Genomic DNA, 20,370 nt, shown 5'->3' on the forward strand with positions numbered 1-20,370 from the left:
CTATATTTAGAACCTATAACATTGGAGGGACTAAGCATGGTGAAGGAAGTTCGTTCACCCGATGCCCTTGACTTTGAGCGCAAAATGAGAGAAAGCATCGTGGAATCGGCTGAAGCTTTAAATGAAAGTGGAGTGGATTTTGCAACATTTGATGATTCCCGCTGCAATCCGCAGTTTTGGACACGTACAGAGATTGGTGGGCTTCAGCTGAACGCTGGCGTAGAGCCCACAGTGGGGATTAAAGATATTTTTCGGAATGGTCATTTATATGCCTTTGAATGCGCGACAGCCATGGTCATTGTTATGTATCGGGCGACGATTGAAGCTATAGGTGAAGAAGCGTTTAATAAGTATTTCAAGGACTTGTTCTTATGGGACTGGAATTATGACGAGAATTTACGCTTAATCACAAACTACAACAAGGAACTAACGCAGCGTGGAGACGTTGTATATTTCAAGAATCCCGATCATGCTCCGAGCAAGCCAGAATGGCAGGGCGAGAATGCAATTAAACTCGAAAATGATCTGTTCTACGGCCATGGCATAGGGATTACTACTGGAGAGATTATCATAGACTCTCTGAATCAGGAAAGAGTATATGGGAGTGATATCTCGGCCTATTTAACGGATGAATCGGTGCATCCAGACTTTAATTACTTACAGCGGTTATCTGCAGGAACGGTTTTACCGGCAGCCAACAATAGAAGCTTCCGATACACTGTATGTTCAAGAATAGGGTCTAGAAACTATATTTATAAGATCTAGCGTCTGCCTATTTTATACTTACTGAGCAATGCAAAGAGAGGGCTCTTTTGTATTGTTCATTTTTTATTCACAAAAGAAAGGGATAGAGCTTCAGATAACTCTGAAAACTCTATCCCTCTTTTTTAATTAAGGATTACCACGTCGTTTCTAATTTGTTATAGCTCAATAAAATCGTTGCGGAATTTCTCAAAATCAGATTTTCTGCATTCCAGCTCAAGGCGTGTGCCTGTTTCTTCATAGCTAGTAGATTGAACATGGGCGTGTTCATTGAAATAAGAGACTACATTACCCCGATCAAATGGAACCAGAATCTCACACTGGACATAGTCCGTAAAAACATGGCTGCGGATCAGAGCGGTAAGTTCAGCCATTCCGCTATTTTTCTTGGCGGAAAGGTAGACATTGTCACCTTCAATTTGCGGGTAAGGCAAATCAGTCAGATCAGCTTTATTATAGGCATAGATCGTTGGAATCTGGTCAGCGCCGAGTGCTTTGAGCGTCTCATCTGTAACCGCCATATGCTGTTGATGCTGCGGATCGGAAATATCGACTACGTGAATCAATAAGTCCGCTTCGGTAACCTCTTCAAGAGTGGAGCGGAACGCTTTGACCAGATGATGGGGAAGCTGGCTGACGAATCCGACAGTATCTGTTAATAAAAAGGTTTTGTGATCAGGCAGCTCAATGCTGCGAACCGATGTCTCTAGTGTAGCGAACAGCATATCCTTGGCGAATACTTGTTTATGGGAACCCGGATGGTAAGTCTCTACCATGACATTCATTAAGCTGGATTTTCCGGTGTTCGTATAGCCTACCAGGCAGACGACGGGAACTTCATTTTTATGCCGTTGTTTCCGCTGGATTTGACGTCTTGCTACTTGTTGTTGCAGTTCAACCTGTAAAGCAGTAATCCGCTCTTCAATTCTTCTGCGGTCCAGCTCTAGCTTGGTTTCACCAGCACCTCTGTTTTTAAGTCCAGCTCCGCCACCTTGTCTGCCCAGCGACTCACGAAGACCTGTGAGGCGCGGCAGCATATATTGCAGCTTGGCTACTTCAACTTGCAGCTGGGCTTCCTTGGTCTTCGCTCTTTCCGCAAAAATATTCAAGATCAGAATGGTCCGGTCAATGACCTGACGATCCAGTGCGGACTCCAAATTGCGGATCTGTGAAGGTGACAGTTCGTCGTTAAAAATAACAATAGGAGCATCGTGTGCTTCTAAAAGTGCCGATAATTCCTCGATTTTACCTGTCCCGATATAATGGGAGGGGTTAATTCGACTTGCCTTTTGACTAAGCTCTCCTACGACTTCAAGGTCACAGGCAACTGCCAGATTGCTCAGCTCTTCCATCGAATAGGCGAAATTCGTTTCGTTCTGAAGCTGGACACCGACTATAATTGCTTTTTCTCGTATTTGTTCCATATATTTATTCATCCTCCAATAGTAAATAATAAACGCAAAAAAACACAGGCAATCTGCCTGTGCTTACGGTTCGTTAGAGGACGTCAGAGTTAGGGCCTTCCATAGGTAGAATGAATTAAACAACAGTCCAGTCGCAGGGAAGAGGCACTTTGACCCCTTGCGAGCAGCAGTTGGCTAATCGGCTTCTATGGATGTTCAATTCTTAAAGGAATGGAGGTGAAGAGAATCCTCCCTACACGCTGTTGTTAAATTATCGGGTTACCTTTAGAAATGGGTAGACCAATCCTGAGTCCTCTGCACATGGGCAGAGCTTTAGCGCTATTCAATTAGCCGCGCAAAGTTCTAACTCGGATAAAGTCTATCACACGTAACCCTCCGTTCATAAAAAGTTAAGTCGAGTTTACCACATTCGTTATTTAGTGGCAAATCTCTATTTATGCTCTGGAACATCTCTTGTATTTTAATTACACCCAATAATTCTAAACAATGTTTACATATCATATATGAATTGATATATAGGAGGTGTGATGACATTGCCTGTTCTGTCCACAAACACCATTATTAATTTACCAGTCGACGGTACTCGGCCAATAGATCAAGTAGTGATCAAAGTTGTCAACAATGGATCGGCTGGCGCGTTTTGTTATATTACGGGCTTATCCAATAGTGTCAGTCCCCAGGCCATTTTTGTTGAAGAGTTATTTGAGCTGCAATATCAGGAGACCTTAAGCAAGACCTATGTCATGGTAGAGGATTTATTCCAATTTAATTTTGTATATTCACAGGAGCAGATGAAGATTCAGGTTTTCCTTGTTGATGCGGACGGTGTATGGACGGCCGTTGATCTTGAAGTGTTTCAAGTGAGCCGAATAACTTCGGAAATACGTGATAACGTGACCGTTACATCGACTGACTTTGCAGCAATCAGCTTCATGAGGCGTCCTGGCTTTGCTATTCCACAAGGTCTTGCGGCTGAGATTCGACCGGCAGCTTTAGATGTTATGTCCAAAAGACCTGTGCGATATATGGTCGTTGCAGGCGGGACCCTTGATGGGGCCTTCGAGAATTATCCTACACCGACTACAAATATTCCTGTCACGGACACGGCGCTGCTAGTGAACTATACCTGCACTACGGTCACGGGTGGAAAAGTTATTATGCAAGGTACAGGATCAGGGATTTCTGGGGCGTATGCGAATCTGGCGGTCAATTTACTTAATGAGCGACTCTCATACGAGTTCCATGATGAACCTGTCACATTGGTGGTAAACTCCCTCTCGGGCGGGGACGATCTCGCAGTTACCTTTAAAATGTCCGAGCAATGGTAATTATTCTTGTGAAAAAGGAACATTCGCATTTACGCGAATGTTCCTTTTTGCTAGTCATTTAAGTCACGACGCAAGGTGAAGAGATCTTTCAGAGCCTCTGTGGACAGCTCGGTAATCCAGCCTTCCGAGCTGGAGATCACATTATCGCTGAGCTGCTGTTTATTCTCCAGCATCTCATCAATCCGTTCTTCGAGTGTGCCCAGGGCGATGAACTTATGCACCTGCACATCACGAGTCTGGCCCATGCGGTAAGCGCGGTCAGTTGCTTGATTCTCCACCGCTGGATTCCACCAGCGGTCGAAGTGGAATACGTGATTGGCTGCAGTTAAGTTCAGGCCAACTCCCCCAGCTTTGAGTGAAAGGATGAATACATTCGGCTGATCAGACGGCGATGTGTCTGGGCGTGTAGACCCATCTTCCGCCGAAGGGGCTGGTGTCTGAAACCGCTCGATCATGCGGTCGCGCGCCTGTTTGGAGGTACTTCCGTTCAAATAAAGGACGGGTTCGCCCAGCTCCTGCTGGAGAACCGCCTGAAGCATTTTTCCCATACCCACATATTGAGTAAAAATCAGGCAGCGCTCGTCTTCCGCGCGCAGCTCCTTAACCATGTCCAGCAGTCTTTCCAGTTTGGAGGAACGGTTAATAAGAAAGCTGGTATCCAGTTTATTGTCCGTATCAAGTTCAGGGATAGCTTCTTTTGTCACAAGCATCGGGTGATCGCATAGCTGCTTAAGCCCGGTCAGAGCCCCGAGAATTGCCCCTTTGCGCTCAATGCCTTCCAGCTTCTTCATCCGTTCCAACAGTCCGTTTACGGTTTGATCGTAAAGCGCCGCTTGTTCGGCTGTCAGATGAACATAGGTTTTCATTTCATTTTTATCAGGTAGATCGAGCTGTATATTAGGGTCTTTTTTCTTGCGGCGCAGCATGAAGGGTTTTACTAGATTTTGTAGGTCCGCTGTACGTTTCGCGTCGCGTTCCTTCTCAATAGCATTCGTGAATCGGTCATTAAAAGACTTGGCGCTGCCCAGATAACCTGGGGTTATAAAATCATAAATGGACCACAGCTCGGATAATCTGTTCTCTATCGGCGTCCCTGTTAAGGCGACCCGGTGAAGAGCTGGAAAACTACGTACAGCTGCGGATTGTTTGGTTTGGGCATTTTTGATATTTTGAGCTTCATCCAGGCAGATCGTCGCCCAAGTGAATTCCTTCAGCAGCTCTTGGTCAAGCGCAGCAGTCGCATAAGAGGTCAGTACCACATCGGCTTGCGAAGCTGCGCCATAGAAGAATCCCGCGTCCAGACGGCGGCTTCCGTAATGAAGCATAACATTCAACGAAGGCGCGAAGCGTTGCAGCTCCTTCTGCCAATTGCCTAACACAGAGGTCGGGCAGATGATCAATGAAGGCCAGCCTGGTGGGTCGGTCTGCCGCCGGGCTGAGCTTGCATCCGTGTTTTCTTGGATGTGTAGCAGATAGGCGATGAGCTGTACTGTTTTGCCTAGTCCCATATCATCGGCTAGACAGGCCCCCAGCCCAAAGCGGCGCAGAAAGGTCAGCCAAGCGAATCCTTCATGCTGATAGGTGCGCAGCTCCGCCTTAAGGCCTGCGGGTACGGGCGGCTTAGGCCATTCTGAGCGCTGGCCCAGCTGACCGATAAGGCTGATCAAATGCTCGTTCAGCTCTACCTCCAGACGCAGACGCGCGGCATCCTCTTGCAGCTGCTCTTCCGTAGCTTCAGCGTCTGCCTCTTCACCAGCTCCTAGCAAGTGGAGCTGAAGCACGTCTTGGAAGGACAAGCCTTGCGACTTGTCCATTCCCGCCATGGCTCTTTGGATTTGCGCCAGCAGAGCCGGATCGAGTGAGACCCATTTGCCCTTGAAGCGGACGAGCCGTTCCCCTCTTGCGACCAGCTCGGCAAATTCGGCTTCAGTGAGATCCGCATCGCCGATGGAGATTCGCCAATCGAAATCGATGATCGAATCGAGACCGAACAGCGACTCGCCGCCGCTGCGTTTGTCTTCGCCGGAGCTGATCTTCGCTCGCAGGCGCGGCTTTTTCCGGCTGGCGGCTTCCCACCACGCCGGCAGCAGCACTTGCCAGCCTGCTTCCAGCAGCCGCTGGCTCTCGGCCGTCAAGAACCGCCAGGCGATGGCATCGCTCAGCGGTTCGGCCAGCACATCGCCGCCCGCCGCGAAGCGCTCGGGCGGCAGACTGCCGCGGAGGCGCTCCAGCCATCCCGCGGCCCGTTCATGCACGTGAGCCGACCACGCGGTCGGCCACAAGCCGTACGGCTCGCCGTTATCGGCGAGCCTGATGGGAACAAGCGCGGATTCATCGCGCTTGTCCTGAAGGATCAGCTGCAGCCGCCAATAGGATTCATCCTCATCGGGCTCCAGCAGCTGTAGAGCGGGCCGGAAAGGCGCGGTGTCCGCCTTCCAGCCAATGGCGATAAGCCACGCGGCGGTATCCATGCCCGCTGCAAGTGCTCCGCTTCTATCGAAGAGAAGCGGGAATTCGCTGCGGAGGTCGCCGGCCTCGGCCTCCGTGCTGTAATAGCGCTGCGATACGGCGGCAGAGAACGCCGCACGTAATCCACGGCTAAATTCGCTGCTGCCATTTAGCGCCTCAAGGGCTCCCTTAGCAGTGTCACTGTCCACTGCCACCTGCGCAAGAGCCCCCTCGTCCCAAGTCCATTGCAGCCTCCCGGCGCGGTAGGCGGAGATGTCGGGAATATACTGTTTATGCTCCAGACATATAGCCAGAAGTGGCGCCAGTTCTGTGAGGTGGGCGGCATCGCCCTCCCAGCTCCATTCGATATGCGCCAAAAGCTTCTGCTCGGCAAAGAAGGGGATGACCTGCTCAGCAGGAAGAATCACTAGCTCCACGCCTTCGCCAGCGGGCTGCACGGTTAACTCCGTACCATAAAAAGACGCCTCATGCCAGGCGAAAAGCCGCTGCTTAAGCTGCAAGCCCGGCACGAGATCTTCGCGCTCATTCATTCCAAATATTAAAGCATCGCCATACTGGCTTAATGCAAGCCGGATGGTCAGCGTGCGTAAATGCATGTTCATGGTATTAGCTTTCCTTTCCGAAGCTCCTCTTGCAGCGCACGGAGCCTGCTATGCCTAATGGCGAAGGCAGTGAGGAACTCTTCCCAGCGTTCTTCTTGTTTCAGCTTTTTATACAGCTTGGATAATCGTTTCAATAATTTCACAGCCGCTTTGTAGCTATGTCTGTTCTTATCCAGCACGAATCTTTCGGCGGCCTGATGGTAAAAGGGCAGCAGAACCTCAGGTGCATTCTTTTCCACCGGTTGGAGGTCTTTGACACGAAATTCGGAGGGCTGTTTACCGATGGACAGCTGATAATCCATCCAGGTCTGCCATTTCTCATAGGTGATTAGCTTCTCTTCATAGACTTCGCCAGAGATAGGTAACATGGTGGCTAGTGTATCCCACATTTGTGGCTCAGCTTCAGGCAGGTGGCGAACAGCTTCTTCCCAACTGGTTGAATAGCTATTGAGATTATAGAGTCTGCTGCTCAGCAGTGGACCGATCTGAACAAGCCAACCCACCAACCGGGACCAGTCCCCTGCATCCAGCAGCGGAGAGGTGAAGCTCATGAGCTCATCGGGATGGAGACCCGGGCGCTCGGCAGCCTTATTCAGTAAGTCCCAAGCCTTCTGGTCATCCATCAGATAGTAATACATGCGGCTCTGAGCTAACAGCCAAGCATGTTGTGACAGGGAAGCGCCTAATTCACCTTCTGCTTGCTGCAGCTGTTCGATTTCATTCAGGTAAAGCTTAGTTCCACCTGTATTCGGATAAATCCAATTTCTCCACAGCAGATCATAGCTAAGAGAAAAAGAGGGTTGATCCCGTGAGCGATCCCGTGACTCCGTCAACATCTCGCGCCGCAGATAAGATAGAGTATCGATGACGTATGGCCATAGATCCTGCTCTTGCTCGGGGGACAGCGGAAGTGTCTTTTTTAAAAGACCTGTGATTACTTCCTGTAGCTCTGAGACTGCTACCTGTGTGTAATAACCAAGAGAAGGGGCGTAAGCGGCCTGACCGACGGATTGCGTGGAAGGCTTAGCGAGCTTTTCCAACAGATAAAGATGAGCATGCAGAGTGAACAGCTTCTCCGTTTCCGGAAGCATTTTTGGTTTGAATTTATTAATTGCAGACAAGGCCCGACTCACATATTCAGGATTTCGGGTAGTATGGGCTAGAGGGGAGATACAGAATTCAAAATACTCCCGCCACTCCATTATTTTTCCGCTAGCGATGCGGTTGGCCATCTCTTTCATTTGCTGCTGACGAGTTGCATCGGCTCCAATAGAAGTACTTGTTGCTGTACTTGATATTTTAGGCAAAAAGGATGCAGCTTTAGCGTTAGCCAAAACCTGTACAGATCTATTCTGCTGTTCGGCATAATTCAACAGCACGGCAGCCATATGCTTGCAATGACCTGATACTGGACAATTACAATGACAATTGGTGAAGCCGTCGAGATCAATGGTGACGCGGTAATCCTCTCTACCTTCAACTAGAGCGTTAATCTTACGAGGCTCCGTCATAGTAAACGGCTGCACTCGATTTTGTTTATAATATTGGAACCCCCGCTTGAGGGTAAGATCATCGAAATAATAGGCGACATTTTGGATGAGCTTACTCCACTGCGTATCATCCATAGGATAGGTTGGTTGCATACAATTGGTCTCCTGTAACGAAAATGGTCTTTAGTTGTCTTTCATTATATCACTTCTGCTGGCTTCATCTTTAAATCGTTAAATTTTGATAGATCGTAAGAAAACTCTGTTTAAAAGCTGGCGTGAAGATGATTAGAAGCTAATGGCTTGTATTGAACGGAAGGTCTGAACATATAATAATCGTACTGCAAGTTGGATCATGATTATATAGGTGTCATTTACGAAAGATCAAACAAAGGTCAAAATTGGTCAAATAAATAAAAAGAACTAATTTCGTTGTGGAAAATCAGCTAATTCGCCTGAATTTGAGCGATAATCGGCTTAAATCGGTTTTGTTATTCCTCGGGTAGGGGACTATAATAAGGTCATAGGTCAAATAAAGTCAAAGTCAATGAGAGGAGAATGGATAATGTTTGATATGGTTCCTTTTGGTAAACGTAGAGATGATGCTTTTGGTGTGCTGGCTAAGTCTTTGAATGATGTTTTTAATGATGATTTTTTTGCACCGATTAAGAGCTCCACGATGTCCTTCAGAACAGATATTCATGAGAGTGAGCAGGCTTACCTGATTGAAGCTGAACTTCCTGGTTTGAAAAAAGAAGAAATCGACATTGATTATGCCAGTCCTTATTTGACGATTAAAGCGGTACGTAAGGAAGAAAATGCCGAGGAGAACAAGGAACATCAGATTGTACGCAGAGAACGTCGATATGGTGAATATGTGCGCAGATTCTATGTTCAAGATATTGCCGAGGAAGAAATTCGCGCGTCTTTGAAAGATGGAGTGCTGAAGCTGGAAGTTCCCAAACGGCAAAAAATGCAAGGTAAACGCATCGAGATTCAAGACGGAGATTCTAATTCTACGGGTTCGCAGTCTGAATAAGCATAAATTAAGCGGAATGAACTTCCGCTCAGTCTTTTAGAGATGGCAGCGGGCTTTTAATATAGTGTTATGAATAGAAGGCGCATTGTAGTGGAGGATTCCGGCTATGGTGCGTCTTTTCTCGGAGTGCAATGGTGGTCAATATGAGAATAGGGATGGAAAGGAGGAAGCGCGAGTGGCTAGTAAAAGCTATTATGATGCATTGGGTGTGAGCAAAAAAGCTACTAAACAGGAAATTAAAAAGGCTTATCAGAAGCTTGCCAAGAAGTGGCATCCCGATGTTAACAAAGCCCCTGAGGCAGAGGCGAAATTCAAAGAAGCAGCTGAAGCCTATGAAGTGCTTGGTAATGAGGATAAACGGAAACTCTATGATGAAGAGCTGCTTTATGGAGCTCAACGTGGCAGAGCTAGTGGAGGGGCGGCGAATGGAGCCTCCTCTTGGGATTCAAACTTTGGTGGAAGTGGAAGCTGGAACGGTGGAACTTATTCAACAGGAGGTTCTGGTATTTCGGAGGAAGATTTATTCGGGATGTTTTTTGGGAATCGGGGCTCTGCGGATCGGGCTGGCTTTGATTTTTTCTCGGGAAGTGGAACGGGGCGTGCGAATGGCAATCCGTGGGGCGAGGCCCGTAGTACCATGCAGGCGCAGCTGGATATTACCTTGGAGCAGGCTTATAAAGGTACCACTGTAAGAGTACAGGTCAGTGACAAAACGGTGGATGTGAACATTCCGCCTAGATCCTATGAGGGTACAATTATTAAAATCGCGGGAAACACTCCGGGTGGCGACGTGCTGCTGGCACTTCATATTCTTCCTCATGATATTTATGAGATTCGCGATGGCGACTTATATGGCATGGTTGAAATCGCTCCTTGGCAAGCGGTATTGGGTGGAGAAGTGAAGGTTCCATTACCGGGGGGCGGCGCCGTGAAATTGAAGATTCCAGCAGGAATTCAGAGCGGCAAAACGCTACGTATCCCCGGCAAGGGCTTAAAACGTGAGAATGGTGCGAACGGCGATATTTTATTTGGAATTGAGATTGTTATCCCTGAACCTATCAGCGAAGCGGAGAAAAATCTCTACCGAAAGCTGGCAGACTCCAGCCCTTTCGAAGCCAGAGCTAAACGTCAAAGCACTGGCACCCAGCGGCAGAAGGCGAAAGTGGGTAATTAATAGATAGGTAGAAGAGGTAGAGGTGAGGTGATTTCACTCGTTTGTGATCAACTCTGGTTGGTGAATAAGGTGATTTGAATGCTAGTTGCAGAACAGTAACTTATTTAGCCACTAACTATAAATGAACGTTTCGCTCAAACGGTGAAAGTCGGCACTATGGTGGGAAAAGAGAGTCAAAAGAGAGTCAAAAGAGAGTCAAAAGTGCTTTCGAAAGTGCCTTCGAGAGTGCCAAACTGGGATCGATGGTCGAAAAGAAAGGCAAAAATGCCTTAGAAAGCGCTGAATTAAGCTCGTTGGTCGAAAAGAAAGGCAAAAGTGCCTTCGAAAGTGCCGAATTAGGCTCGATGTGCGAAAAAAGAAGCAAAAATGCCTTAGAAAGTACTGGCGAGGGCTCATTGGTCGAAAAGAGAGGCAAAAGTGCCTTAGAATGCGCTGAATGAGGCTCGATGTGCGAAAAGAGAAGCAAAAGTGTCTTCGAAAGTGCCGAATGGGGCTCGTAGGTCGAAAAGAACGGTATAAATCCCGTAGAATGAGTGCAAACCGACTAGTTACTCGAAAAGAACGGTAAAAATCCCGTAGAATGAGCGCAAACCAGCTAGTTACTCGAAAAGAGCGGCAAAAATCCCGTAGAATGAGCGCAAACCAACTAGTTACTCGAAAAGAACAGTATAAATCCCGCAGAATGAGTGCAAACCACCTAGTTACTCGAAAAGAACGGTAAAAATCCCGCAGAATGAGCGCAAACCAACTAGTTACTCGAAAAGAACGGTAAAAATCCCGTAGAATGAGTGCAAGCCAACTAGTTACTCGAAAAGAACGGTAAAAATCCCGTAGAATGAGTGCAAGCCAGCTAGTTACTCGAAAAGAGCGGCAAAAATCCCGTAGAATGAGTGCAAACCAGCTAGTTACTCGAAAAGAACGGTAAAAATCCCGTAGAATGAGTGCAAACCAGCTAGTTACTCGAAAAGAACGGTAAAAATCCCGTAGAATGAGTGCAAACCAGCCAGTTACTCGAAATAAGCGGGATAAATCCCACTAAATTAACCTATCCCCGGCCCAAAAGGCCGATTTAATATAATCACTCTTAAATAGAAAGGTGAGAGAGCTATGGATTTCAATAAATTAACTCAAAAGCTGCAGGAAGCAGTAGCTGCGGCGCAGTCGCTGGCATCAGACAGCGGTCATCAGGAGATCGATAATCTCCATCTGTTAAAAGCGTTGCTTCAGCAGCAAGAAGGATTGCTGCCAAGATTGCTGCAAAAGATGAATATCCCTGTGGCTGAGCTGATGCGCAGCACAGATGAACTGCTTCAACGCAAGCCGAGCATCAGCGGGTCAGGAGCAAGCACGGTAAGGCGTTACGCCTCGCAATCGCTGATTCATCTGCTGGAGCAGGCGGAGAAGGAAGCGGCGAAGATGCAGGATGAGTTTGTTTCTGTGGAGCATGCGGTGCTGGCCATGGTGTCAGATTCGAGCGGGGAGAATCGTGAGCTAAGGGATCTTTTTGTCCGCCGTGGGCTGACCCGTGAGAAGCTGATGTCGGTGCTTGCTGAGATTCGTGGACATCAGCGGGTAACCAGCCGGGAGCCAGAAGCTACTTATGAGGTGCTGGAGAAATACGGCCGTGATCTTGTAGCAGAGGTTCGCGCGGGCAAGATTGATCCAGTCATTGGTCGTGATGGCGAGATCCGCCGGGTAATCCGGATTTTGTCCCGTAAAACGAAAAATAATCCTGTGCTGATCGGTGAACCAGGTGTAGGGAAAACAGCCATTGTGGAAGGCTTGGCCCACCGGATCGTGCGCAAAGACGTACCAGAGGGGCTGAAGGATAAGACGATTTTTTCACTGGATATGAGTTCACTTGTGGCAGGCGCGAAGTTCCGTGGTGAATTCGAAGAACGCCTGCAGGCGGTATTGAGGGAGGTTCGCGAAAGTAACGGCCGCATTATTCTTTTTATTGATGAGCTGCATACGATTGTGGGCGCAGGTAAAACCGAAGGCTCGATGGATGCGGGCAATATGCTGAAGCCGATGTTGGCCCGGGGTGAGCTGCACTGTATCGGTGCCACAACGCTCGATGAATATCGCAAATATATAGAGAAGGACCCTGCGCTGGAGCGCCGTTTCCAACAGGTGCTCGTGAGCGAACCCGATGTAGAGGATACGATCTCCATTTTGCGTGGTCTGAAGGAGCGGTTTGAAGTTCACCACGGGGTCAAAATCCATGACAGCGCACTGGTAGCCGCAGGGGTATTGTCCAATCGTTATATTACGGATCGATTTTTACCGGATAAGGCGATTGACCTAGTGGACGAGGCTTGCGCCATGATCCGCACAGAGATAGACTCCATGCCGGGTGAGATGGATGAAGTGACCCGCCGCCTGATGCAGATGGAGATTGAAGAAGCAGCGCTAAAAAAAGAAACCGATGACGCCAGCAAACGCCGTCTCGAAATATTGCAGCGCGAGCTCGCTGACCTGAAGGAGAAGCAGCTAGGAATGACGGCGCGCTGGGAGAAAGAGAAGTCGGCCATCCAAGGGATTCGCGACCTCAAAAAACGGCTGGAGCAAGCACGTAAGGATCTGGTCGATGCACAGGAGGAATATGATCTTAATAAGTCAGCCGAACTGAGCTACGGCATTATTCCTGATCTGGAGCGTCAGCTGAAAACAGCGGAAGAAGCGGCACAGCAGGATCAGGATACAAGATTACTACGTGAGGCTGTTACTGAAGAGGAAATTGCAGATATTGTCTCCCGCTGGACCGGCGTGCCCGTCAACTCGTAACTACTGTTTATGCCAGTATTATTTCCGAAATTCTCCAGTTACTCCCCTCTTTAATGATAGAAATCTTTTTGAATAACGCCTGCATGATATCTTTCCGTGTACGTTGTGAATATAACTCCCAATTATCTTTAATCTCATTAATCGTCTTGATCGCACGTTCAGGTGTTAAATGACTAACAACCTCTTTAGGAATTGTGGATAACTTTGCTTCAAGTTCGGTAATCCTGAGCATTTCTTCCTGCATACGTTTGCTGAAATCAGCATACGGCATGTTTCCATCCCCATAAGCAAGCTGCCATCTTTCGCGGCGATCTTCACTGGATCGTATCGCCTTTCTGATTTCTTCTTCTTCACTCTTTGTTTTTTTAGGGACGTGCTTTCTATTGTATTCATCACTTATGATATAAGTAGATTTAAACACGAGTGCTGTTAATTTTTTTTCTGACAACCCACCTTGATCGCACATACCAAATCTGGATTTATTACCGCATACATAATGTCGGTTTTTATTCTCGGTCCGATTATCCGTTACTCCCGTGTAAGAATACCCACACTTCCCACACTTTAAAATCCCTCCGAAAACATATTCTTGCGTGTTTTGTGAGATTGTTCCTTCTCGACGGCGATTAAGTACCGTTTGCGCCTGTTCGAATAACTCTTCGGAAACAATAGGATCATGCTGACCGTCTCTTACGATCGCATCGTCGTCTTTTTTGAACTTATTGTGCACTTTTCCGCAATAATGTTTATTTTCTAGTGTTAATAGAACCTTGCTATGATCCCAACGTGAGCCTTTATTTCTGCGTATGCCATGTTCGTTAAGGTATTTTGCTATCATGGTAGAACCGTCACCGGCTGCGTATCTTTCAAAAATAAATCGAACCCACTCAGCTTCATCCTCTTTAATCAGCAATCTACCATCATCCTGCCGCCGATATCCATAAAGATCCACTGTGATGTTGTGCAATCCCTTCTCAGCACGTTTACGCATACCTTTTGTTACTTCTTCACCCAAGTTCTCGCGGAACATCTGAGCGAATATGCCTAGCAAATACACGAACATTCGCCCCATCGGGTTTGAAGTATCAATCTGTTCAGATAGGCTGATCAATTTAACGTTTTTGGCGTTTACTAATTCAACAAGATCATAGAGGTCTGATATGTTACGAGTTAACCTATCTAGCTTGTGAATGATAACGGTATCAAACATTCCTGACTCTAAATCTCGAATTAACTCTTGCACACCTGGTCGCTTAAGATTTTTTGCTGACACTCCAGGATCGCTATATAATTTAATTAACTGCATATTATTAGAATTAACATATTCAATCAATTGGTCATGTTGAGCTTCTAATGAGTATCCTTCTGAACTTTGTTTCTCCGTAGATACCCTTGTGTATATTGCAACTTTTGTTTTACTTAACGGGGTACCGTCTGCTTTGACTACCATGTTATCACTCCTTGTCTGTATTGTAGGGTAGGGGTAGAAAAAAGACCATACCTAGTTAGGTACAGTCCTATTAAAATCTGATTTGATCTAATCCCCAGTAGTAGTACAAAAACCAAACAATAACACCAAATGCAATTATTTTTGGCAAGTGATTATTTATACGTCCACATAATTGAAAATATTTAGGGAATTTATCTTTAAGTCTATTTGCTGAATATGCCCAAATCAAATACAAAATAGCAATCATAACAAAAGGTAAAACGAAGTGGATAAAAAATTCTCCCATTATAAGTCTCCTTTTTACATTCTAAATTAACTTTATTTTACTGTCATATTTTGTGCAATGAATTTATTAGAAATCTCCCTTACGATTATCAAAAACATCCTAGGGAGCGCATAAATGAAATTAATAGTAGTGAAACTCAACGATAGGGTCGGTGATAATAGCGACTTTGTCGAGATCGATATCAATGAAGTTAATTATTTTGATCTATGGAAGAAAGACAGTAATTCCGATAAAGTCCTCGCATTTCATACCTCTGAGGGGTCTTTTCTTGCGTTATCAACTCTAAAAGAAGCTCATTCAGCATATTGTGAATACGGCTTTGAGTTATATGACCGATCAACTGGCGTAAATACTCAGAGAGTTAAGGAAGCGAAACAACATAAAAGCGGTTCAATTGTAGAGTTTCACGATGGAAGCACTGTGATTGTACGGAAAAAAATATATTAACAGAAAAGTCAATACCCTTTAACCCCCTTTAAGGTAGGGGTGTTGTGCCAAAATTCGACAGCATTTCCTATCATATGTTGTTATAATTTGTTCATAAACCAACGTGGAAGATTAACTTATGTATTTGCGAATGATGAAGTACCATTTAAGTGGTACTGTTACCCGAGAGTAGCTATTGCCACTCCGCTATCGCCATTCCCATACAAAAAGATCATCAATCTTGCAGTTAAGGTAATAGGCAATGACAGCAGCTCTTTGTATCGAGATATTATCCATTCGTAGGTGTACAATATCCGACACTCTCTGTTTGCTTAACCCAGTCTTATCTGCTAACCATTGTTGGTTTTTACCTATCTTTTTGAGTAAGTATGGAATGCGACAGCTGACGGGTACTAACTCCATCATACTGCCACCTTATATTTTTTTATCAAAAATGCGAACATTAGTTCCTAGACTTCCAGTAATGTGGTATATTTATAAAACATTACTGAACCTAACGCTAAGGGGTGCTTCTATGGATAAAATCACGATGGACATTACGCGAACTACATTAGAAGAGGTGGGAGTCCGACCGGATTACATAGTAAACTGTATCGCAATGATGAACCCCGTCATTGTTAAACCTGAGTATGTTAAAGCTTATCTCCTTCTACACCCTGAACGGCAGACACTTGTTTCTTCATAGAACGTTCAGCCCTGACCAGCGCTATGAATCTTCTTACATCGTCATCATCTAACTTTATACCATCTACAATGAAATCCATTTTACTCATAATTTCTTCATCTGTAAGATCTAAAGAATCAATTAAAACCCGGGATGGCTCTGACAAAATCTGTTCTGGGTTGTCCGTTCTTCCTAATAAGTAATCAATCGAGACAGAGAAGAAATCCGCAATTAACTCCAAACGTTCTCTCTTAGGTAATTCCCCTCTTGTTTCATACCTCCTTAGTGATGAAGATGGAATATCCAATGCTCCAGATAATTGATCCTGGGACAAATTCTTTTGTTTTCTGAGTTCTTTGAGCCTATGTTTGAACTCATTTTCCATATTTGACACCATCCTTTTAGTCCTCCTTATATTGTAGTTTAAAATGTTCATAAAATAAACGTTCAGTAATTGATCTAAAACCTATTGACATGTTCAATTATTGAACGTATAATCAAATCAAGAAGTTCAGTAATTGAACAGAAAGTGTGGTGAACAATCATGACAGAAAAAGAACTAAAACCTTTGCCAAACCTAATAAACTCAAGAATTGAAAAGGGTTTAACCCAAGAAAAGCTGGCAAAGAAAGCGAAAGTTTCAAGACCGTTATTGTGCAATATCGAACGGGGATACGCTTTACCTTCATTACCGGTGGCATACAGAATTGCAAAAGCATTGGACAAGCCTATGGAACATCTTTTTTTTAATAAGAATGTTCAAAAATTGAACAAACCTGCCTAAGGAGTGATTTTGCATGAATAAACTACAACAATTTATGTATGGAAATCAAGAATTACGCAGCACATTAATTGACGGTCAACCTTACTTTGCAGCAAAAGATGTATGTGATGTTTTAGAACTTACTAACCCAACAGTATCCATCCAAAGATTAGACGCAGACGAGGTGACTAAGTTGAACTTAGGGGGCTTGTATGGAGAAACAAATTTCGTCAACGAACCCGGTCTTTATTCTCTAATCCTCGGCAGTCGTAAACCAGAAGCAAAACAATTCAAACGTTGGATCACACACGATGTTATTCCTAGTATTCGCAAATCAGGCGGTTATATGATACCGCAGACAATGCCAGAGACACTACGGTTACTAGCTGCTGAAATGGAAAAGAACCAAGCTATCGAAGCAGAAAATAAACAACTCGCAATTGAAGCTGCTGAAAAAGATCAAAAGTTAAAAGAACAGGCTACACCAGTAGCGATATACAACTTAGCAATCTCAGCTCACAATACCATGTCAATGCAAGAGGTGGCTAAGTCCTTAGGAACTGGAAGAACAAAGCTTTACCAAATCCTAAGAGAAGAAGGAATAATCATGAAAAACTCTACATTACCATACCAACGGTTTATTGATGCAGGATATTTCAAAGTTACCGAGAGACCTAGAGCCAGCGGCGATGTAATTGTAAATGATCCGGCCACACGCGTTACAGCAAAAGGATTTGATTATATTGCAAGATTACTGAAAAGAAGATCAGAAACAGAGCAATTAAAGAAGGAAGCATAACATATTTTTTCACATTAATAACAATTCAATTTTACACAACTAATAACCTTCTGAATAAGAAGATTTTTCCAAGGAGGACAACATGGAAAAGACAAATATCGAGCAATTTCAGAGAGTGAAACTAAATGTTAACAACTTATCCCCAGAATTGATACTGCGAATGAGCAATGAGGTAGAACAGGCAAAGTTAAAGGAGGAGAAGAAAGTTGGCTAAAAAACTCGATGATATCACAAACCGCAGACTGACACTGGTAATTCCATTCAAGCGACCGGACAAGCCCAAGCGTGAAACGCGCATATTCACACCAACCTGTGGGTGCGGCGCCGAAGCAGAGTATGAAGTCTACGACAGCTTACAGCCACACTGCAAAAGTTGCACTCAGGAAGCCATGACCAGCACCATAAAGCCATTTGTGAGACCGATCGGAGGGTTTGACGATGCAAGTTGAATACATCGTTGATACCAAGTGTGGACGCCACTTTAGCTGGTCAGCAGTAGACTATGACAGTCTGTTGAGAGATTTACACTATCGCGGATACACACCAACCTTCATCAAGCCCCTGACAGAATACGAAGCTGAAATACTCGCCAAGGAAGCGCAAGAGGATCTGATGCATCAATTCCGTGTGGAGTTAGAAAGAGAGCTGAAAGAATCTGCTTAAAACGGTAGCCGACATTTTAGAGCATTACAAAGGAGAGAGTGAAATGATTAGAGTTTCTGGGGATGTAAAGCTGAGAGTTCCATATGTACTTGATATTGATATGACAGAGGATAAATGGGACGCATTATCTGAGAGAGAACAAAACGAAATTATTGACGGAATGATCGGTCATTCAGAAATGGAAAGTGCGGAGTTGGACGATTGCGATGTATGGGATGTTGTAGAGATTTCTAATGGTGAATCATGATAGCGCCTCGCCTGAAATTCCTTGAACTAGCCAAGATAGCCAACGGACGCGGAACGTTAACCGACACATTAAAGCGCGTGTATCTACTGAACTATGTAAGGGAAGTGCGCAAAGAAAAGTCCGCTGCAGCAACAGCGGACCGAGAAAGACTCTTTGAAAATTAATGTACGTCCATTTTAGCACGAATTAGGGAGGAATGACAGATGCAAGCGATTCGTTTGGTGGGTACCAAGGACATGGAACATGACGAATGGTTAGAGTGGCGGCGAAGTGGCATAGGTGGTTCTGATGTGGCTGCTATCTGTGGCTTGAGCCGTTATAAATCAGCTTTGGAGGTCTACTTAGACAAAATCGGAGAGATACCACCTATCGCAGATAACCCAAAAATGAAGGCTGGACGCATCCTCGAACCAGTTGTAGCTGATTGGTTTGAAGAAGAAACCGGAATTCGTGTTCAAAAGCAAAATTACATCTTCCAACACAAAGATCATCCTTGCATGCTTGCGAACATTGACCGTTGGGTTCCAGGAGAGAATGCCGGGCTTGAAATAAAAAACACTGGAGAATATTCGCGGAATCACTGGTTTGACGGGAACTCGGAAGTCATACCAACTGAGTACCAATTACAAGCTAACCACTACATGGCTGTTACTGGCGCTGACAAGTGGTATGTAGCTGTACTAATAGGTGGTTGGGATTTTCAATGGCGTGTAATTGAACGTGATGAAAATCTGATTAACAACCTTATCTCGATAGAAGAAAACTTTTGGAATTTCCATGTGAAGGCAAAGGTTCTACCGGAAGTTAAGGCACAAGACACCAACCTGATGAATTACATGTTCCCTCGTAGCGCCTCTACAAGCGTCAATATAAGCGAAGTCTACTATGACCTTGTAAATAGACTACTAGTTACAAAGACAGCCTTAAAACAGGCTGAGGAAGACCATGAGGACGTGAAAAACAAAGTTAAACAGTTGATGGGTGAAAATGAGCTAGCCATATGGAAAGATGAAAAACTTTGTTCTTGGAAAACAAACGCACGCGGTAGTCGCGTATTCAAAATATTAGGAGGAAATTAACAATGAATATGACAAAAACGCCAACGAATCAAAGTGGATTAGCAGGAACGTTATCAAATATAGCTACAGGTGCTCCAACCAAAGGAAAAACCATCAATGACCTATTTGAACAAATGAAGCCAGCTATTGCACAGGCTATTCCTAAACACCTTACTCCTGATCGTCTCCTTCGAATCGCTACAACCAGTATCCGTACTAACCCTAAACTAAAGGTTTGCTCACCTGAAAGTCTTCTAGGAGCCGTTATGCAATGTGCTCAGCTAGGTCTTGAACCTTCTATCTTAGGTCACGCATACCTCATTCCTTATAAGAACAAAGGCGTAGACGAATGCCAGTTCCAGATTGGTTACAAAGGACTAATTGAGCTAGCACGCCGCACCGGACAGATTAGCAGCATCATGGCGCAGGCAGTTCACCAGAATGATGAATTTGAATATGAGTACGGAATTAATGAGAAGTTGAGACACGTTCCAGCCGATGGTGATCGTGGTCCCGTAGTGAAATATTACTCTTATGCCAAGTTCAAGGATGGCGGTTACTCCTTCATGGTTATGAGCCGAAATGACATCGTGATTCACCGGGATAAATTCAGTAAGGCTAAGAACTTTGGACCATGGGTTGACCACTTTGACGAGATGGCTAAGAAGACAGTTCTTAAATCTCTAATGAAATATATGCCAATCAGCGTTGAATTCCAACGTGCTGTGGATCAGGACGAAACAACAAAATATTTTGATTCTTCTGCTGAAAATATGAGCGAAATTGTAGATGTTACAGATTGGAAGGATGTTACTGAGGAAACGACAGATACATCAGTTGATCCTAATCAGGCAGAGCTACCCTTCTAACGGAGGGGTAGTAGTTAACGGAGTTTACGAAGACGCCCACGTGCGCGTGGAG

Annotated in this window: 18 protein-coding genes and 1 pseudogene; 13 read left to right on the forward strand and 6 right to left on the reverse strand. The window is 45.2% G+C overall.

Annotated elements, in window-relative coordinates; translation table 11 throughout:
* Positions 1 to 36: 36 nt before the first annotated feature.
* Entirely contained in the window at positions 37 to 765 is a 729-nt protein-coding gene (locus MHI32_RS01335; protein ID WP_076186204.1) for a protein-glutamine gamma-glutamyltransferase, read from the forward strand.
* A 155-nt stretch (positions 766 to 920) separates the two neighbouring features.
* Here MHI32_RS01335 and hflX read toward each other — a convergent pair whose 3' ends face one another.
* The gene (gene hflX, locus MHI32_RS01340) at positions 921 to 2,186 is read right to left on the reverse strand and encodes a GTPase HflX (protein ID WP_076186202.1); all 1,266 of its coding nucleotides are present in this window, start codon (positions 2,184 to 2,186) and stop codon (positions 921 to 923) included.
* A gap of 527 nt (positions 2,187 to 2,713) precedes the next feature.
* Here hflX and MHI32_RS01345 point away from each other — a divergent pair.
* Entirely contained in the window at positions 2,714 to 3,514 is an 801-nt protein-coding gene (locus MHI32_RS01345) for a hypothetical protein (protein ID WP_076126993.1), read from the forward strand.
* Between the two features lie 50 nt (positions 3,515 to 3,564).
* On the opposite strand, the gene MHI32_RS01350 is transcribed toward MHI32_RS01345, so the two are convergent.
* The gene (locus MHI32_RS01350) at positions 3,565 to 6,585 is read right to left on the reverse strand and encodes a DEAD/DEAH box helicase (RefSeq protein ID WP_340011749.1); all 3,021 of its coding nucleotides are present in this window, start codon (positions 6,583 to 6,585) and stop codon (positions 3,565 to 3,567) included.
* Positions 6,582 to 8,228, reverse strand: a complete 1,647-nt coding sequence (locus MHI32_RS01355; protein WP_076282393.1) for an SWIM zinc finger family protein — start codon at positions 8,226 to 8,228, stop codon at positions 6,582 to 6,584. The genes MHI32_RS01350 and MHI32_RS01355 overlap by 4 nt, the downstream gene beginning before the upstream one ends.
* 409 nt (positions 8,229 to 8,637) lie before the next feature.
* Between MHI32_RS01355 and MHI32_RS01360 the strand changes: the two genes are divergently transcribed.
* The 3 genes and pseudogenes from MHI32_RS01360 to MHI32_RS01370 form a co-directional block, all read left to right on the forward strand.
* Entirely contained in the window at positions 8,638 to 9,111 is a 474-nt protein-coding gene (locus tag MHI32_RS01360; RefSeq protein WP_339189158.1) for an Hsp20/alpha crystallin family protein, read from the forward strand.
* Positions 9,112 to 9,286: 175 nt separating this feature from the next.
* Complete coding sequence (locus MHI32_RS01365; protein WP_339189160.1) at positions 9,287 to 10,285, forward strand: J domain-containing protein; 999 nt, start codon at positions 9,287 to 9,289, stop codon at positions 10,283 to 10,285.
* 1,107 nt (positions 10,286 to 11,392) lie between these two features.
* A pseudogene (locus tag MHI32_RS01370) lies at positions 11,393 to 13,063 on the forward strand (AAA family ATPase); the annotation flags it as partial.
* Positions 13,064 to 13,079: 16 nt separating this feature from the next.
* On the opposite strand, the gene MHI32_RS01375 reads toward MHI32_RS01370, so the two are convergent.
* Together MHI32_RS01375 and MHI32_RS01380 are read right to left on the reverse strand one after the other, a co-directional pair.
* Positions 13,080 to 14,522, reverse strand: a complete 1,443-nt coding sequence (locus MHI32_RS01375) for a recombinase family protein (RefSeq protein WP_340011750.1) — start codon at positions 14,520 to 14,522, stop codon at positions 13,080 to 13,082.
* Positions 14,523 to 14,592: 70 nt separating this feature from the next.
* Positions 14,593 to 14,808: a hypothetical protein gene (locus MHI32_RS01380; protein WP_340011751.1), complete on the reverse strand. Its 216-nt coding sequence runs from the start codon at positions 14,806 to 14,808 to the stop codon at positions 14,593 to 14,595.
* A 114-nt stretch (positions 14,809 to 14,922) separates the two neighbouring features.
* Between MHI32_RS01380 and MHI32_RS01385 the strand changes: the two genes are divergently transcribed.
* Positions 14,923 to 15,255, forward strand: a complete 333-nt coding sequence (locus MHI32_RS01385; protein ID WP_340011752.1) for a LytTR family transcriptional regulator DNA-binding domain-containing protein — start codon at positions 14,923 to 14,925, stop codon at positions 15,253 to 15,255.
* A gap of 632 nt (positions 15,256 to 15,887) precedes the next feature.
* On the opposite strand, the gene MHI32_RS01390 is transcribed toward MHI32_RS01385, so the two are convergent.
* Complete coding sequence (locus tag MHI32_RS01390) at positions 15,888 to 16,316, reverse strand: helix-turn-helix transcriptional regulator (protein WP_340011753.1); 429 nt, start codon at positions 16,314 to 16,316, stop codon at positions 15,888 to 15,890.
* Positions 16,317 to 16,463: 147 nt separating this feature from the next.
* On the opposite strand from MHI32_RS01390, the gene MHI32_RS01395 reads away from it, so the two are divergent.
* The 7 genes from MHI32_RS01395 to recT all read left to right on the forward strand — a co-directional run bounded on the left by MHI32_RS01395 (position 16,464) and on the right by recT (position 20,318).
* Positions 16,464 to 16,703, forward strand: coding sequence for a helix-turn-helix transcriptional regulator (locus tag MHI32_RS01395; RefSeq protein WP_052414485.1), 240 nt, complete (start codon positions 16,464 to 16,466; stop codon positions 16,701 to 16,703).
* A gap of 13 nt (positions 16,704 to 16,716) precedes the next feature.
* Entirely contained in the window at positions 16,717 to 17,481 is a 765-nt protein-coding gene (locus MHI32_RS01400) for a BRO family protein (RefSeq protein WP_340011754.1), read from the forward strand.
* A gap of 82 nt (positions 17,482 to 17,563) precedes the next feature.
* A complete protein-coding gene (locus MHI32_RS01405) occupies positions 17,564 to 17,695 on the forward strand; it encodes a hypothetical protein (RefSeq protein WP_256716097.1) in 132 nt (43 codons plus the stop codon).
* A 224-nt stretch (positions 17,696 to 17,919) separates the two neighbouring features.
* Positions 17,920 to 18,144, forward strand: a complete 225-nt coding sequence (locus tag MHI32_RS01410) for a hypothetical protein (protein WP_076308641.1) — start codon at positions 17,920 to 17,922, stop codon at positions 18,142 to 18,144.
* A 43-nt stretch (positions 18,145 to 18,187) separates the two neighbouring features.
* Complete coding sequence (locus MHI32_RS01415; RefSeq protein ID WP_340011755.1) at positions 18,188 to 18,391, forward strand: hypothetical protein; 204 nt, start codon at positions 18,188 to 18,190, stop codon at positions 18,389 to 18,391.
* A 203-nt stretch (positions 18,392 to 18,594) separates the two neighbouring features.
* Complete coding sequence (locus MHI32_RS01420) at positions 18,595 to 19,470, forward strand: YqaJ viral recombinase family protein (RefSeq protein WP_340011756.1); 876 nt, start codon at positions 18,595 to 18,597, stop codon at positions 19,468 to 19,470.
* 2 nt (positions 19,471 to 19,472) lie between these two features.
* Positions 19,473 to 20,318 carry a recombination protein RecT gene (gene recT / locus MHI32_RS01425; RefSeq protein WP_340011757.1) on the forward strand — a complete coding sequence of 282 codons (846 nt, stop codon included), beginning with the start codon at positions 19,473 to 19,475 and terminating at the stop codon, positions 20,316 to 20,318.
* Positions 20,319 to 20,370: the final 52 nt, after the last annotated feature.

This window comes from Paenibacillus sp. FSL H7-0690 (assembly GCF_037980415.1).
Lineage (GTDB): Bacteria > Bacillota > Bacilli > Paenibacillales > Paenibacillaceae > Paenibacillus_AQ > Paenibacillus_AQ odorifer.